Source organism: Streptomyces sp. SudanB5_2050 (genome assembly GCF_964272335.1).
GTDB lineage: Bacteria > Actinomycetota > Actinomycetes > Streptomycetales > Streptomycetaceae > Streptomyces > Streptomyces rochei.
The window spans coordinates 3,776,055-3,790,228 of sequence record NZ_OZ186760.1; the positions used below are offsets into that span (position 1 = coordinate 3,776,055).

14 protein-coding genes and 2 tRNA genes are annotated in these 14,174 nt (G+C 71.0%); 6 read left to right on the forward strand and 10 right to left on the reverse strand.

Annotated features, from left to right (window positions below):
- Positions 1–130 precede the first annotated feature (130 nt).
- Entirely contained in the window at positions 131–1,225 is a 1,095-nt protein-coding gene (locus tag ACFZP7_RS16790) for a Glu/Leu/Phe/Val dehydrogenase dimerization domain-containing protein (RefSeq protein WP_029394572.1), read from the forward strand.
- Between the two features lie 320 nt (positions 1,226–1,545).
- Complete coding sequence (locus ACFZP7_RS16795) at positions 1,546–1,797, forward strand: DUF3073 domain-containing protein (RefSeq protein ID WP_019330669.1); 252 nt, start codon at positions 1,546–1,548, stop codon at positions 1,795–1,797.
- 78 nt (positions 1,798–1,875) lie between these two features.
- On the opposite strand, the gene purM is transcribed toward ACFZP7_RS16795, so the two are convergent.
- The 7 genes from purM to ACFZP7_RS16830 form a co-directional block, all read right to left on the reverse strand.
- Positions 1,876–2,943: a phosphoribosylformylglycinamidine cyclo-ligase gene (purM, locus tag ACFZP7_RS16800; protein ID WP_019330668.1), complete on the reverse strand. Its 1,068-nt coding sequence runs from the start codon at positions 2,941–2,943 to the stop codon at positions 1,876–1,878.
- Between the two features lie 45 nt (positions 2,944–2,988).
- A complete protein-coding gene (purF, locus tag ACFZP7_RS16805; RefSeq protein WP_031021890.1) occupies positions 2,989–4,515 on the reverse strand; it encodes an amidophosphoribosyltransferase in 1,527 nt (508 codons plus the stop codon).
- A 62-nt stretch (positions 4,516–4,577) separates the two neighbouring features.
- Entirely contained in the window at positions 4,578–5,396 is an 819-nt protein-coding gene (locus tag ACFZP7_RS16810) for an META domain-containing protein (protein WP_385634711.1), read from the reverse strand.
- A 104-nt stretch (positions 5,397–5,500) separates the two neighbouring features.
- A complete protein-coding gene (locus tag ACFZP7_RS16815; RefSeq protein WP_385634712.1) occupies positions 5,501–6,298 on the reverse strand; it encodes a sterol carrier family protein in 798 nt (265 codons plus the stop codon).
- 53 nt (positions 6,299–6,351) lie between these two features.
- Positions 6,352–7,620, reverse strand: a complete 1,269-nt coding sequence (locus tag ACFZP7_RS16820) for a hypothetical protein (RefSeq protein ID WP_385634713.1) — start codon at positions 7,618–7,620, stop codon at positions 6,352–6,354.
- 69 nt (positions 7,621–7,689) lie between these two features.
- Positions 7,690–8,568, reverse strand: coding sequence for a M23 family metallopeptidase (locus ACFZP7_RS16825; protein WP_385634714.1), 879 nt, complete (start codon positions 8,566–8,568; stop codon positions 7,690–7,692).
- A gap of 28 nt (positions 8,569–8,596) precedes the next feature.
- Positions 8,597–9,079: an ArsR/SmtB family transcription factor gene (locus ACFZP7_RS16830; protein WP_385638468.1), complete on the reverse strand. Its 483-nt coding sequence runs from the start codon at positions 9,077–9,079 to the stop codon at positions 8,597–8,599.
- A 147-nt stretch (positions 9,080–9,226) separates the two neighbouring features.
- Between ACFZP7_RS16830 and ACFZP7_RS16835 the strand changes: the two genes are divergently transcribed.
- The gene (locus ACFZP7_RS16835; protein ID WP_385634715.1) at positions 9,227–9,811 is read left to right on the forward strand and encodes a Uma2 family endonuclease; all 585 of its coding nucleotides are present in this window, start codon (positions 9,227–9,229) and stop codon (positions 9,809–9,811) included.
- Between the two features lie 65 nt (positions 9,812–9,876).
- Here ACFZP7_RS16835 and purL read toward each other — a convergent pair whose 3' ends face one another.
- Genes purL through purS form a run of 3 tightly spaced genes read right to left on the reverse strand, consistent with a single transcriptional unit; the run spans position 9,877 to position 13,081 of the window.
- On the reverse strand, positions 9,877–12,135 hold the full coding sequence (purL, locus tag ACFZP7_RS16840) for a phosphoribosylformylglycinamidine synthase subunit PurL (protein ID WP_037823461.1): 2,259 nt from the start codon (positions 12,133–12,135) through the stop codon (positions 9,877–9,879).
- The gene (gene purQ, locus ACFZP7_RS16845; RefSeq protein WP_019330659.1) at positions 12,132–12,812 is read right to left on the reverse strand and encodes a phosphoribosylformylglycinamidine synthase subunit PurQ; all 681 of its coding nucleotides are present in this window, start codon (positions 12,810–12,812) and stop codon (positions 12,132–12,134) included. The genes purL and purQ overlap by 4 nt, the downstream gene beginning before the upstream one ends.
- Positions 12,809–13,081, reverse strand: a complete 273-nt coding sequence (gene purS, locus ACFZP7_RS16850; RefSeq protein ID WP_003974895.1) for a phosphoribosylformylglycinamidine synthase subunit PurS — start codon at positions 13,079–13,081, stop codon at positions 12,809–12,811. The genes purQ and purS overlap by 4 nt, the downstream gene beginning before the upstream one ends.
- 339 nt (positions 13,082–13,420) lie before the next feature.
- Between purS and ACFZP7_RS16855 the strand changes: the two genes are divergently transcribed.
- The 3 genes from ACFZP7_RS16855 to ACFZP7_RS16865 all read left to right on the forward strand — a co-directional run bounded on the left by ACFZP7_RS16855 (position 13,421) and on the right by ACFZP7_RS16865 (position 14,101).
- Positions 13,421–13,738 (forward strand): Lsr2 family protein, encoded by a 318-nt coding sequence (locus ACFZP7_RS16855; protein ID WP_019330658.1) that lies wholly within the window; start codon positions 13,421–13,423, stop codon positions 13,736–13,738.
- 138 nt (positions 13,739–13,876) lie between these two features.
- Positions 13,877–13,948, forward strand: a tRNA-Gly gene (locus ACFZP7_RS16860).
- Between the two features lie 80 nt (positions 13,949–14,028).
- Positions 14,029–14,101 (forward strand) — tRNA-Gly (locus ACFZP7_RS16865).
- Positions 14,102–14,174 lie beyond the last annotated feature (73 nt).

Here is a 14,174-nt window from a genome sequence, read left to right on the forward strand (position 1 = left end):
ACTCCGTGCGGAGGTGATCCTGAGCACTGTGCGGCGGGGGGACGCCGACAGGCTCTAATCTCGTGCCACAGTCCCCGCCACCCCTTGGGGACAGGTCTCCACCCGCCGCACCTACACAGGAGTCACCACCGTGACCGACGTAACCGGCGCACCTGCTGATGTACTGCACACCCTGTTCCACTCGGACCAGGGGGGTCATGAGCAAGTCGTGCTCTGCCAGGACCGGGCCAGCGGTCTCAAGGCCGTCATCGCCCTCCACTCCACCGCCCTGGGCCCCGCGCTCGGCGGTACGCGCTTCTACCCGTACGCGAACGAGGCGGAAGCGGTCGCCGACGCGCTGAACCTCGCGCGCGGCATGTCGTACAAGAACGCCATGGCCGGCCTCGAGCACGGCGGCGGCAAGGCCGTGATCATCGGCGACCCGGAGCAGATCAAGAGCGAGGAGCTGCTGCTCGCCTACGGCCGGTTCGTCGCCTCCCTCGGCGGCCGGTACGTCACCGCCTGCGACGTCGGCACCTACGTCGCCGACATGGACGTCGTGGCCCGCGAGTGCCGCTGGACGACCGGCCGCTCCCCCGAGAACGGCGGCGCCGGCGACTCCTCCGTCCTCACCTCCTTCGGCGTCTACCAGGGCATGCGGGCCGCCGCCCAGCACCTGTGGGGCGACCCGACGCTGCGCGACCGCACCGTCGGCATCGCGGGCGTCGGCAAGGTCGGCCACCACCTGGTCGAGCACCTGCTCGCCGAGGGCGCCCACGTCGTCGTCACCGATGTGCGCAAGGACGTGGTGCGCTCCCTCACCGAGCGCCACCCGTCGGTGGTCGCGGTCGCCGACACGGACGCGCTGATCCGGGTGGAGAACCTGGACATCTACGCCCCGTGCGCGCTCGGCGGCGCCCTGAACGACGAGACCGTGCCGGTGCTGACCGCCAAGGTGGTCTGCGGCGCGGCCAACAACCAGCTCGCCCACCCGGGCGTGGAGAAGGACCTCGCCGACCGCGGCATCCTCTACGCGCCGGACTACGTGGTGAACGCCGGCGGGGTCATCCAGGTCGCCGACGAGCTGCACGGCTTCGACTTCGACCGGTGCAAGGCGAAGGCCGCGAAGATCTACGACACCACGCTGGCCATATTCGCACGTGCGAAGGAGGACGGTATCCCGCCGGCCGCCGCGGCCGACCGGATCGCCGAGCAGCGGATGGCGGAGGCACGCGCCCGGCGGTGATCCGTGCCGCCGCCGAGGTCTTCGGCGGACGCCTTCGAAGGTTTGAGCGGTACCCGCCGGGGGGCGGTTGGAGAGAACTCTCACTTATCCCGGCGGGTCGACCGTCGAAAGGTGGTTAAAATCGCCTTTGACCAGCGAGGACGGGGCGCCTCGACGGTCTCGGAAGTGTCCACGTCCTGCGGGCGACGTACCGTATGGGCGTGGGCTCAGGTACCGTGGGAGCCCTACGGACCGGTCTCTCCACGGAGAGCCCGTTCCGGACCATGAACGCGTGTCAAGACTCTGGGGCCGTCGAGCCCCGTCGTTGAGGGGGTCGAGCCATGGGGCGCGGCCGGGCCAAGGCCAAGCAGACGAAGGTCGCCCGCCAGCTGAAGTACAACAGCGGTGGGACTGATCTCTCCCGCCTGGCCGAGGAGCTGGGCGCATCGACGTCGAGTCCGCAACCGCCTAACGGCGAGCGGTTCGAAGACGATGAGCAGGACGACGACGTGTACGCACGGTACGCCGACCTTTACGAGGACGACGACGAGGACGAGGACGGCCAGTCCCCGCAACAACGTCGCGGCGCTTGACCTCGCACTGAACACCCGCCCGGTCGGTGACTCATGTCACCGACCGGGTTCTGTGCTACCCGCGGGTACCGCGGTCGCTCAGGCGGCGTAGTCGCCGACGAGGGCGGCGCCGGTCCCGTGGTCGCCACGGTCGGTGATCTCACCGGCCACCCAGGCGTCCACACCGCGGTCGGCCAGGGTCGCCAGCGCCACGTCCGTCGACTCCTCGGGCACGATCGCGATCATGCCCACACCCATGTTCAGGGTCTTCTCCAGCTCCAGGCGCTCCACGTTGCCCGTCGTACCGACGAGGTCGAAGATCGCGCCCGGGGTCCAGGTGGAGCGGTCGACGGTCGCGTGCAGGCCGTCGGGGATCACGCGGGCCAGGTTGGCCGCGAGGCCGCCGCCGGTGACGTGGCTGAAGGCGTGGACCTCGGTGGTGCGGGTGAGGGCCAGGCAGTCCAGGGAGTAGATCTTGGTCGGCTCCAGCAGCTCCTCGCCCAGGGTGCGGCCGAGGCCGTCCAGGTGGGCGTCGAGCGACAGGCCGGCCTCGTTCAGCAGGACGTGGCGGACGAGCGAGTACCCGTTCGAGTGAAGACCGGAGGCGGCCATGGCGACGACCGCGTCACCCTTGCGGATACGGTCGGGGCCCAGCAGCCGGTCGGCCTCCACGACGCCCGTACCGGCGCCGGCGACGTCGAAGTCGTCCGCGCCCAGCAGGCCCGGGTGCTCGGCCGTCTCGCCGCCGACCAGGGCGCACCCGGCCAGCACGCAGCCCTCGGCGATGCCCTTCACGATCGCGGCGACGCGCTCGGGGTGGACCTTGCCGACGCAGATGTAGTCGGTCATGAACAGCGGCTCGGCGCCGCAGACCACGATGTCGTCCATGACCATGGCGACCAGGTCGTGGCCGATGGTGTCGTAGACGCCCAGCTGCCGGGCGATGTCGACCTTGGTGCCGACGCCGTCGGTGGCGGAGGCGAGCAGGGGACGCTCGTAGTTCTTGAGGGCGGAGGCGTCGAAGAGGCCGGCGAAGCCGCCGAGGCCGCCGAGGACCTCGGGGCGGCGCGTCTTCTTCACCCACTCCTTCATGAGCTCGACGGCGCGGTCGCCCGCCTCGATGTCGACGCCCGCGGCTGCGTAGCTGGCACCAGTTGTGTCAGACATGACGATGAGAACCTTTGTGTCGTACGGCAGGTGGTGCGGGCGGCGCTACGGGCGACGGATGGCGTCGGCGGCGGCCGTCGCGGCGGGCCCGGCGGCCAGCTCGGTCTCCAGGAGCTGCTTGCCGAGCAGCTCGGGGTCGGGGAGCTCCATCGGGTACTCGCCGTCGAAGCAGGCGCGGCACAGGTTCGGCTTGGCGATGGTGGTCGCCTCGATCATGCCGTCGATGGAGATGTACGCCAGGGAGTCGGCGCCGAGCGAGGTGCCGATCTCGTCGATGCTCATGCCGTTGGCGATGAGCTCGGCGCGGGTGGCGAAGTCGATGCCGAAGAAGCAGGGCCACTTCACCGGCGGGGAGGAGATCCGGATGTGGACCTCGGCGGCGCCGGCCTCGCGGAGCATGCGGACCAGGGCCCGCTGGGTGTTGCCGCGGACGATGGAGTCGTCGACGACGACCAGCCGCTTGCCCTTGATGACTTCCTTCAGCGGGTTCAGCTTCAGGCGGATGCCGAGCTGGCGGATGGTCTGCGAGGGCTGGATGAAGGTCCGGCCGACGTAGGCGTTCTTCACCAGGCCGTTGCCGAAGGGGATGCCGGAGGCCTCGGCGTACCCGATCGCGGCGGGCGTGCCGGACTCCGGGGTCGCTATGACCAGATCGGCGTCGGCGGGGGCTTCCTTTGCCAGCTTGCGGCCCATCTCGACGCGCGAGAGGTACACGTTCCGGCCGGCGATGTCGGTGTCCGGGCGGGCCAGGTACACGTACTCGAAGACACAGCCCTTGGGCTTCGCTTCCGCGAATCGGGAAGTGCGCAGGCCGTTCTCGTCGATGGCGACGAACTCGCCCGGCTCGATCTCGCGGACGTAGGAGGCGCCGCAGATGTCGAGGGCGGCGGACTCGGAGGCGACCACCCAGCCGCGCTCCAGGCGGCCGAGGACCAGCGGGCGGATGCCCTGCGGGTCACGGGCCGCGTAGAGGGTGTGCTCGTCCATGAAGACGAGGGAGAAGGCACCGCGCACCTGGGGCAGCACCTTGCCGGCCGCCTCCTCGATGGTCAGCGGCTTGCCGTCCTCGTCGACCTGGCCCGCGAGCAGCGCGGTGACCAGGTCGGTGTCGTTGGTCGCCGCGACCCGCGTGGAGCGGCCGTCCTGCTTGGGCAGGTCGGCGACCAGCTCGGCGAGCTGGGCGGTGTTGACGAGGTTGCCGTTGTGCCCGAGCGCGATGGAGCCCTGCGCGGTGGCACGGAACGTCGGCTGGGCGTTCTCCCACACGGAGGCGCCGGTGGTCGAGTAGCGGGCGTGTCCGACCGCGATGTGACCCTGGAGCGAACCGAGCGAGGTCTCGTCGAAGACCTGGGAAACGAGGCCCATGTCCTTGAAGACGAGGATCTGGGAGCCGTTGCTGACCGCGATTCCCGCGGATTCCTGACCCCGATGCTGGAGGGCGTAGAGCCCGAAGTACGTGAGCTTTGCGACCTCTTCGCCCGGGGCCCAGACACCGAAGACGCCGCAAGCGTCCTGGGGGCCCTTCTCGCCGGGAAGCAGATCGTGATTGAGTCGACCGTCACCACGTGGCACGCCTCCGAGTGTAGGCGAGGTCGACCACTGGTCCGAATTGGGGACAACGGCTCACCCGCGGGTCACCGATCGGCGTAGGCCCGCAGGGTCTCGCCGTCTTCGCTGGTCAGCGTGAGGGTTTCATGATCGATGCGGTAGTTGACCCGGCCCTCGAAGAAGCCCAGCATCCGCTTCTCGACGTCCATGAGTGAGCCTTCGCACATCATTCGGGTCGTCGCCGGGGTGCCCAGGGTGAGGTGGCCGTCGCCGACCGTGGCCTTCGCGTTGACGTGGTTGCAGGGGAGGCGGCCCGTGACCGTCTTCGCGTCCTTGTCGAAGGTGAGCCGGGCGCGGGCCTTGCCCTCGGCCTGCGTGATGGTCCACTCCGTGCCGTACAAGGAGGCGTCCTTCGGCTTGCTGAGTTCGACGGTGTCGCCGTCGGAGGTGGTGAGGGTGAGGCGGTCGCCCTCGGTCCTGGCGGTGAGCGAGGTGGCGAGGGTCCGCCCCAGGGACTTCTCGAAGTCCGGGGGCGTGTCCGCGCAGCCCTTCTCGGTGAACATGGGGTCGCTGAGCCGGACGCGTTCGCCGTCGACCTCGGCGCGGGCGCTGAAGGTGTTGCACCCGGTGCTGCCGGACGCCTCCCCGCTCTCGTGGATCACGACCCGGGCGGAGCCGGGCGCCTTGTGGGTGGTGCCGTCCACGGTGACGGAGTCGATGCTCCACGGCACGCCGGTGACGGGTTCACCGGCGCCGACGGAGCCGCTGCCGCCGTCGGCCTTCTCGGTGCCGCAGGCCGCGGCGAGCGGCGCCAGCGCGGCGACGGCGACGAGGGCCAGGGGCCTCACGCGGCCGGTCCGGTGTCCGGTCGGGGGAACGCTTCGCTGCTGCTTCTGCCTGTACATGCCGATTCGACGGAGGTGCGGAGCATCTGGTTCCCCTCCTCCGCACCTCCCCTCCCGCCCCCCTCCCTTCCCCCTTGCCGCCCTTTTCTTTTTCCCCCGCCCGCTCAGCCGAGCAGCGGCAGCAGGCCCCCGAGGTCGGCCCGTTCGCCGCTCGCGCTCACCTTCGCCTCGGCCACGGCGTCCTTCCAGGCCAGCCGTCCGGCCGCCAGCCGGACCCAGGTCAGCGGGTCGGTCTCGACGACGTTGGGCGGGGTGCCCCGGGTGTGCCGGGGCCCCTCGACGCACTGCACCACGGCGTACGGCGGGACGCGCACCTCCGTCGAACCGCCGGGCGCCTTCACGGCGAGGGCGTCGGCCAGCAGCCGGGTCGCGGCCGCCAGCGCCTGCCGGTCGCAGGGGATGTCGAGGCCGGGCACGGCGGCGTTCAGGTCGTCGGTGTGGACGACCAGTTCGACGGTGCGGGTGACGATGTAGTCGGCCAGCGGGAGGGCGCCGGCGCTGGTGGGCAGCAGGCGGGTGCCGGGGTGGGCGTCGAGGCGGTCGGTGAAGCGCCGCTCGACCTCGGCGAGGTGGGCGTCGAGGTCGGGGTGCTCGGCCGCCAGACGCCGGGCGGTGGCGGCGATGGCGTCCGCGTCGGCGGCGATCGCGAACGGCCAGTCGAGCAGCCGCCCGTCCTGCCGCGCGGGCTCGGGCTCGCCGAGCAGCCGGTCCACGGCCGTCAGGGCCATCCCGACGTGCGCGACCAGCTCCCGCACGGTCCAGTCGCCGAGCCGGGTCGGCAGGGCGAGCTGTTCGGGCGTGAGGGTGCGGACGGCGGCCCGTACGTTGCCGAACTGGGCCAGTACGGCGGTGCGCGTGCGGGCGGGGTCGTAGGCGCGGGGGCGTTTCCTGGCGGGCGGCATGGCGGTGAGCCTAGCGACCCCGCGCGGGCCGCCGGGGGTCCGGTCAGCAGGCCCTACGCCTGGTCCCGGTCGGCGCGGAACGTGGAGTGGTCGGGGAGGACGACGTCCGTGCAGCCACGGCGGGTGGTCACGTCGTCGACGTAGGCGCGGAAGAGGTCCTCCGTCCGGGGTTCCACCAGCTCGGCGTAGCCGCGGGCGAGGGTCATGGTGTGGATCTGGGGGCGGCCGTCGCAGACGGAGGAAGCCCACCAGACCGGGTCCGTGGCGCTGCGGCCCGCCTTCCCGGGGGTGGCCGGCTCCACGGGCTCGCCGTCGTCGGTGGCGGTGAGACGGAGGTCCTCGGCGACCGGACCGGCGTAGGTGTGGAGGGAGACGAACCACTCGCCCGGTGTGTCCGGGCTGCTGACCCGGCGGTGCTCGCCGTCCTCGCCGTCCTCGTCGGCTTCGTCGGCTTCGTCGGCTTCGTCGTAGTAGACCGCGTCCGCGCGGCCGAAGCCGAGGACGAGGCCGCAGTGCTCGTCCCACACCCGGTCGTCCGTACGGCTCTCCAGGACCTCGTCCGGGTACGGCGACCGGTCGGCGAGGCCGCTCTTCCCGTACCAGGCGCACGTGCCCTCGGCCCGCGTCGCCGGGACGGGCCCCGCGGGCGGGGCGGGCACGTCGTCCGGAGCGTCCGGCAGGCGGTCGGCGCAGCCGAGCCGGTCGGCGAGGTTGTTGGCGGTGAGCACGGCCGTCTCGGCGAGGATGCCGCGGTCCCGACCGCCCGCCCGGCTTCCGCCGCGCGTGTTGAGTTCGGCCCGCGCCCACAGGGCCCGCACGGGCCGGTCCCCGGCCTTCCCCTCCTCGCACGGCAGCTGCACGGTGACCGAGGAACCGGTCACCCGGCCGGCGATGCCGCCGCCCAGGGGCTGCGGTGGGTAGGTGGTCCCGCCGAGCAGGTCGAGCAGGTTCTCGTGCGGGGAGTCGGCGACCTGGGGCCGGTCGGCCGGCAGGACGCCCATCCGGGCGGTGAAGAACCAGCGGATACCGGTGTCGGTGCCCGCCCGTTCGCCCGCCTCCGTGCTGAAGATCTCGCAGTCGTGCGCGATCCCGGTGTCCGGGTCGAAGCTGTCCTCGTCCAGGGCGCGGTGGGTTATGGTGCCGCCCGCTTCGGAGAGGGCCAGCACCCGGCCCGCCGGGACGAGCCCGGCGCAGGCCGCGTCGATCTGCCGGCGGCCGTCCCACACCAGCCAGATCTCCCGGCCGCTCCAGCCGACGGCCACCACGGCGGCCAGGCAGAGCACGACGTTGACCGTCCTGCGCACCCCGTCCGGTATTCGCACCCGTTTCCCCCGTCCCCGTCCCCCGTCGGCCCCGTCGCCGCCGCGACCGCCGACGAAACTAACAGGTGCCTAGGCGCCGGAAGGCCGGGACACCGGCGACGCCGGGGAGCCGGAGGGCGCGGTGGCCGCCGGTTCCGGCACGTCGAAGACCTCGCCGTTGCGCGGGACGCCGACGCCGCGCCAGGTGAAGGGGACGCCCCGGGCGGTGTCCGGGTCGGGACCGTCCATCAGCTGGAAGTGGACGTGCGGCTCGGTGGAGTTGCCCGAGTTGCCGCACCGGGCGAGCAGCTGGCCGGCGCGGACCCGGTCGCCTTCGCGGACGGCGAACGAACCCCGCCGCACATGGGCGTACATCGCGTACGTGCCGCCGCCGAGGTCGAGGACGAGGTGGTTGCCGACGATGCGCCGGGCACCGGCCAGCTCGCGCGCCGAGCCCTCGACGAGCATCAGGTACAGCAGTGCGGGCAGCGAGGTGCGGCTCAGGTGGTCGCGCTGGCCGTCGTCGGCCCGTACCACCGTGCCGTCGGCGACCGCGAGGAGCGGGGCCCCGAACGCCGGGAAGTGGTGGTTGCGCCGGGCGAGCGGCCACAGGGCGCGAAAGCCGGGGCGGGCGCCGGGCTCCGGCTCGGCGACGAGGTCGATGGCGAAGGTCTGGCCGTAGGCGTGGACGCCGTGGCTCGGGGTGCGGTCGGCGGGGCTGTTCAGCGCGGACCAGCGGCCGGTGACGGGCGGGCCGGTCTCGACGGGTTCGCGGGCGACGCCCGGGGCGTCGGGTGCGCCGCCGCCCCAGCGGTTGACCACGGCGACCAGGACGTACGCCAGGACCAGCGGCAGGAAGTTCAGCCAGAACGGATGGGTCAGGTCGAGGACGACATCGGCGGCCACCAGGGCCAGGAAGGCGAGTTGCAGCACCCGGAAGGCGGTCATGGCGATCTTGCGTACGGACATCGTTCCCCCTTGCTCGTGACGGTCCCGGTCAGTTCCGCGCGAGCGACAGCGCCACCAGCAGCGGCACGACCCGCCCCGCCGGCACCTCGTGGCGGCCCCGGCCGGTGGTGTGCAGCCAGCCGGCGCCGGTGAGCTGGCGGAGGTGGTGGTAGATCTGGCCGGTCGTGCCCATCCCCTCCAGCTCGGCCAGCTCGGTGGCGGTGCGCCGGCCGCCGAGGATCTCGCGCAGCAGCCGCAGCCGGACGGGGTGCCCGAGCGCGGCGAACACGTCGGCGGACTCGGCCCAGTCGGCGTCCATCAGGCCGTCGGTGAGCGCGCCGTGCTGCCAGGCGTACTGCTCGCCGGACGGCAGGCGTACCGAGCCGGTGAACAGGACGCCGCCTGCCTCCGCCCCCAGCTCGGTGAGCTGCTCCTTCAGCCCTTCCAGGGCCCAGAGGTCACCCTCCTCGGTGCGGGGTACGGGCCGGCCGGCGGCCTCCAGGGCGGCGAGGCGCCGTTCGAGGTCGGCCACGCGTTGTTCCAGTCGCTCCACGCGTACGAGATTACGTAGCTACGTAATCTCGCGCAAGAGTCACCCGTACGTGTGTCTGGCTGCGAAAGGCAGTCCGGGACGCCGCAGCCCCGGAAACACTGGTCCGCACCTGGAAGGGGGTGCAACATGACGGTTATGGCCGAGCACACGTCTCAGATGTCGGTGGATGAGTTCGAAACGATCGCTTCCGCCGCCCCCGAGACCGTCACGTTGGAGTTCATCGACGGACGGATCGAGGTCAAGCCGGTGACGGACGGGGACCACAACACCATCGTGTCCTGGCTGGCCAAGCGCTGTATGCAGGCCCGGCCCGACTTGGATCTGTACGCCACACAAGGCCTGCGGGTCGACGCGTACCGGCAGAGCAGGGCACGGCCGGACGCCGTGCTCGCGCCCGAGGCCCACTTCGCGGGACACGGCGAGTGGGCCGAGCCGGACGGGGCACTGATGGTCGTCGAGGTCACCTCGTACGACTCGGACACCGACCGACGGGACCGGCACGAGAAGCCGGCGGCGTACGGGCAGGCCGGCATCCCCCTGTACCTGCTGATCGACCGGGACAACGGCACCGTCACCGTGCACAGCAGCCCCGACCGGCGGGTCGGCGGCTACCGGGACGCCCGCGTCACGAAGTTCGGCGAGACGTTGGTGCTCCCGGACCCGGTCGGCATCGAACTCGACACCGAGATCCTCAAGAGCTACGTGCGCTGAAGCGCCGGGAACGCCGAGGTCCCGCCCGGAACCGGACGGGACCTCGGGCTCTCGGGGACCTGCGACTACGCCAGCAGCCCCGGGATCGTCGCCTCGTGGGCCTCGCGCAGCTCGGTCAGGGGCAGCGTGAACTCGCCCTGGACCTCGACCGCGTCGCCGTCCACGACACCGATGCGGGTGGCCGGCAGGCCCCGCGCACCGCACATGTCGTTGAAGCGGACCTCCTCCGAGCGCGGGACGGCGACGACCGCGCGGCCCGCCGACTCCGAGAACAGGAAGGTGAAGGCGTCCAGCCCGTCCGGTACGACCAGACGCGCGCCCTTGCCGCCCAGCAGCGCCGACTCGACGACCGCCTGGACCAGGCCGCCGTCGGACAGGTCGTGCGCGGAGTCGATCATGCCGTCGCGAGAAGCGGAGATCAGGATCTCGCCCAGCAGGCGCTCGCGCTCCAGGTCGACCTTCGGGGGCAGTCCGCCGAGGTGGTCGTGGATCACCTGGGACCAGGCCGAACCGCCGAACTCCTCGCGGGTGTCGCCGAGGAGGTACAGCAGCTGGCCCTCCTCCTGGAAGGCGACCGGCGTGCGGCGGGCCACGTCGTCGATGACGCCGAGGACCGCGACCACCGGGGTCGGGTGGATGGCGGCCTCGCCGGTCTGGTTGTAGAGCGAGACGTTGCCGCCCGTGACCGGGGTGCCGAGCTGCTGACAGCCGTCGGCCAGGCCGCGCACGGCCTCCGCGAACTGCCACATGACCGCCGGGTCCTCCGGCGAGCCGAAGTTCAGGCAGTCGGAGACGGCCAGCGGCTTCGCGCCGGTCGTCGCCACGTTGCGGTAGGCCTCCGCCAGGGCCAGCTGCGCGCCCGTGTACGGGTCGAGCTTGGCGTAGCGGCCGTTGCCGTCGGTGGCGATGGCGACGCCGAGGCCGGACTCCTCGTCGATGCGGATCATGCCCGAGTCCTCGGGCTGGGCGAGCACGGTGTTGCCCTGCACGAAGTGGTCGTACTGCTGGGTGATCCACTGCTTGGACGCCTGGTTCGGGGACCCGACCAGCTTCAGGACCTGCTCCTTGAGCTGCTCGCCCGTCTCCGGCCGGGGCAGCTTGTTCGCGTCGTCGGCCTGGAGGGCGTCCTGCCACTCGGGGCGCGCGTAAGGGCGCTCGTAGACCGGGCCCTCGTGCGCGACCGTGCGCGGGTCGACGTCGACGATCTTGCCGCCGTGCCAGTAGATCTCCAGGCGGTCGCCGTCGGTCACCTCACCGATGACGGTGGCGATGACGTCCCACTTCTCGCAGATCTCCAGGAAGCGGTCGACCTTGCCGGGCTCGACCACCGCGCACATGCGCTCCTGCGACTCGCTCATGAGGATTTCCTCCGGCGAGAGCGTGGAGTCGCGCAGGGGGACGTCGTCCAGGGTGACGCGCATGCCGCCGGAGCCGTTGGAGGCCAGCTCGCTGGTGGCGCAGGACAGGCCCGCGGCGCCCAGGTCCTGGATGCCGACGACCAGCTTCTCGGCGAACGCCTCCAGGGTGCACTCGATGAGGAGCTTCTCCTGGAAGGGGTCGCCGACCTGGACGGCGGGGCGCTTGGAGGGCTTGGCGTCGTCGAAGGTCTCGGAGGCGAGGATCGACGCGCCGCCGATGCCGTCGCCGCCGGTGCGGGCGCCGTAGAGGATGACCTTGTTGCCGGCGCCGGACGCCTTGGCGAGGTGGATGTCCTCGTGCCGCATCACGCCGATGGCACCGGCGTTGACCAGCGGGTTGCCCTGGTAGCAGGCGTCGAAGACGACCTCGCCGCCGATGTTGGGCAGGCCCAGGCAGTTGCCGTAGCCGCCGATGCCGGCGACGACGCCGGGCAGGACGCGCTTGGTGTCGGGGTGGTCGGCGGCGCCGAAGCGCAGGGGGTCCACGACGGCGACGGGACGGGCGCCCATCGCGATGATGTCGCGGACGATGCCGCCGACGCCCGTGGCCGCGCCCTGGTAGGGCTCGACGTACGAGGGGTGGTTGTGCGACTCGACCTTGAAGGTGACCGCGTAGCCCTGGCCGACGTCGACGACACCGGCGTTCTCGCCGATGCCGACGAGCATCGCGTCGGACTCGGGGGCCTTCTCGCCGAACTGGCGCAGATGGACCTTGCTGCTCTTGTACGAGCAGTGCTCGGACCACATCACCGAGTACATGGCCAGCTCCGCGCCGGTGGGGCGGCGGCCGAGGATCTCCACGACCCTCTCGTACTCGTCCTTCTTCAGGCCCAGCTCGGCCCAGGGCAGCTCGACGTCGGGGGTCGCGGCCGCGTGCTCGACCGTGTCCAGAGGCGTCCGGCTCATGCGTTGACCAGCTTCTTGAGGATCGAGGTGAAGAACGGGAGGCCGTCGGTGCGGCCGGTGCCGATCAGCGGCTCGACGGCGTGCTCGGGGTGCGGCATCAGGCCGACGACGTTGCCGGCGGCGTTGGTGATGCCGGCGATGTCGTTGAGCGAACCGTTGGGGTTGACGTCCAGGTAGCGGAAGGCGACCCGGCCCTCGCCCTCCAGCTCGTCCAGCGTCCGCCGGTCGGCGACGTAGCGGCCGTCCATGTTCTTCAGCGGGATGTGGATCTCCTGGCCGGCGGTGTAGTCGCCGGTCCAGGCGGTGTCCGCGTTCTCCACCCGCAGCTTCTGGTCGCGGCAGATGAAGTGCAGGTGGTCGTTGCCCAGCATGCCGCCGGGGAGCAGGTGCGCCTCGGTGAGGATCTGGAAGCCGTTGCAGATACCGAGGACCGGGAGCCCGGCCTTGGCCTGGTCGATGACGGTGTCCATCACCGGCGAGAAGCGCGCGATGGCACCGGCCCGCAGATAGTCGCCGTAGGAGAAACCGCCGCAGAGCACCACGGCGTCGACCTGCTTGAGGTCCTTGTCCTTGTGCCAGAGGGCGACGGGTTCCGCGCCGGCGACGCGGATCGCGCGCTGGGTGTCGCGGTCGTCGAGAGAGCCGGGGAAAGTGACGACGCCAATACGAGCGGTCACTTCGCGGCCCCCGCGACCACGTCCTCGGACTCGACCTTGACGGTGAAGTCCTCGATCACGGTGTTGGCGAGGAAGGATTCCGCAAGATCATGGATGCGGGCGAGGGCGGCGTCGTCGACCGGCCCGTCCACTTCCAGTTCGAATCGCTTTCCCTGACGGACGTCCGAGATCCCTTCGAAACCCAGCCGCGGCAGTGCGCGCTGCACCGCCTGGCCCTGGGGGTCGAGGATCTCCGGCTTGAGCATGACGTCGACTACGACGCGTGCCACTGGCACTCCCGGTGTGTGGTGCTGAGCAGGTTCCTTCAGACTACCCGTACAAAATTTCTACGCGCGTAGCCTTGGAGGAAACTACGTGAGCCCTGTCACGATCGGGCATCGGAAGGAGGTGACTGCGAAAAGCTTCGGGAAAGATCCCGGATCAACCCCCACCTCCTATTGCGCGCGGACACGCGGGCAGATTTAGTCGGTCTTCCCATTGCAATGCCGGGCACTGTACAAATGAAATGTCATTAGCCGATACTTTGCCCAATTACAGACGAACAGTCGGCATCATCGAGGCGTCTCGGCACGTCATCGCGGAGATGCCGCACGAAGGGACCGATATTCGTGGCGCAGCGTGTCGTGGTCACTCTCTTTGACGACATCGACGGCTCGGAAGCGGCGGAGACGATCGCCTTCGGAGTCGACGGACGGATGTACGAGATCGACCTGAACGAAGCCAACGCGCGGAAACTGCGCAAGGCCCTCGAGCCGTACGTGTCGGCCGGCCGCAAGCGGTCGCGGTCCGGCAAGGCGTACCGGCAGACGGAGGTCGCCCCCGACCCGGCGGCGGTCCGCGCGTGGGCCCAGGCGAACAAGATGGACGTGCCCGCGCGGGGCCGCATCCCGAAGAAGGTGTACGAGGCGTTCGCCGCGGCGCAGTGAGCCGCGTCCCGGTCCGGGAGGGACCGACGGACGCTCAGCCGCCCCTCCCGGCAACCGACTTGCGCGACACCCCGGGTGATCAGCTAAAGTCTGGAGCACGCCGAGGGGCGAGGCCGAAAAGCCCAGCTCACGGAACATGCGGGTGTAGTTCAGTAGTAGAACATCCCCCTTCCAGGGGGAAGGCGCAGTGTGCAATTCCTGTCACCCGCTCTGCACCGCCGTACCGACCACTCGATTGGATCAGGTAGGCTGGTGCTCGCACCGATCGGTGAAGGCCGGTCGGCGGCAATGCGGACGTAGCTCAGTTGGTAGAGCGCAACCTTGCCAAGGTTGAGGTCGCGAGTTCGAGCCTCGTCGTCCGCTCGGGAATCAGACCCCGGTCCTCCACGGACCGGGGTCTTTTCGTGCGCCCCGGCGGTCTCCGTCCGATGCCGCC

What these genes read in the sequence shown, in the direction of transcription:
- ACFZP7_RS16810 (WP_385634711.1), bottom strand. Translation starts at nt 5,396, where the DNA reads ATGTACAGGCAGAAGCAGCAGCGAAGCGTTCCCCCGACCGGACACCGG.
- purL (WP_037823461.1), bottom strand. Translation starts at nt 12,135, where the DNA reads ATGAGCCGGACGCCTCTGGACACGGTCGAGCACGCGGCCGCGACCCCC.
- ACFZP7_RS16835 (WP_385634715.1), top strand. Translation starts at nt 9,227, where the DNA reads ATGACGGTTATGGCCGAGCACACGTCTCAGATGTCGGTGGATGAGTTC.
- ACFZP7_RS16795 (WP_019330669.1), top strand. Translation starts at nt 1,546, where the DNA reads ATGGGGCGCGGCCGGGCCAAGGCCAAGCAGACGAAGGTCGCCCGCCAG.
- ACFZP7_RS16815 (WP_385634712.1), bottom strand. Translation starts at nt 6,298, where the DNA reads ATGCCGCCCGCCAGGAAACGCCCCCGCGCCTACGACCCCGCCCGCACG.
- purM (WP_019330668.1), bottom strand. Translation starts at nt 2,943, where the DNA reads ATGTCTGACACAACTGGTGCCAGCTACGCAGCCGCGGGCGTCGACATC.
- ACFZP7_RS16825 (WP_385634714.1), bottom strand. Translation starts at nt 8,568, where the DNA reads ATGTCCGTACGCAAGATCGCCATGACCGCCTTCCGGGTGCTGCAACTC.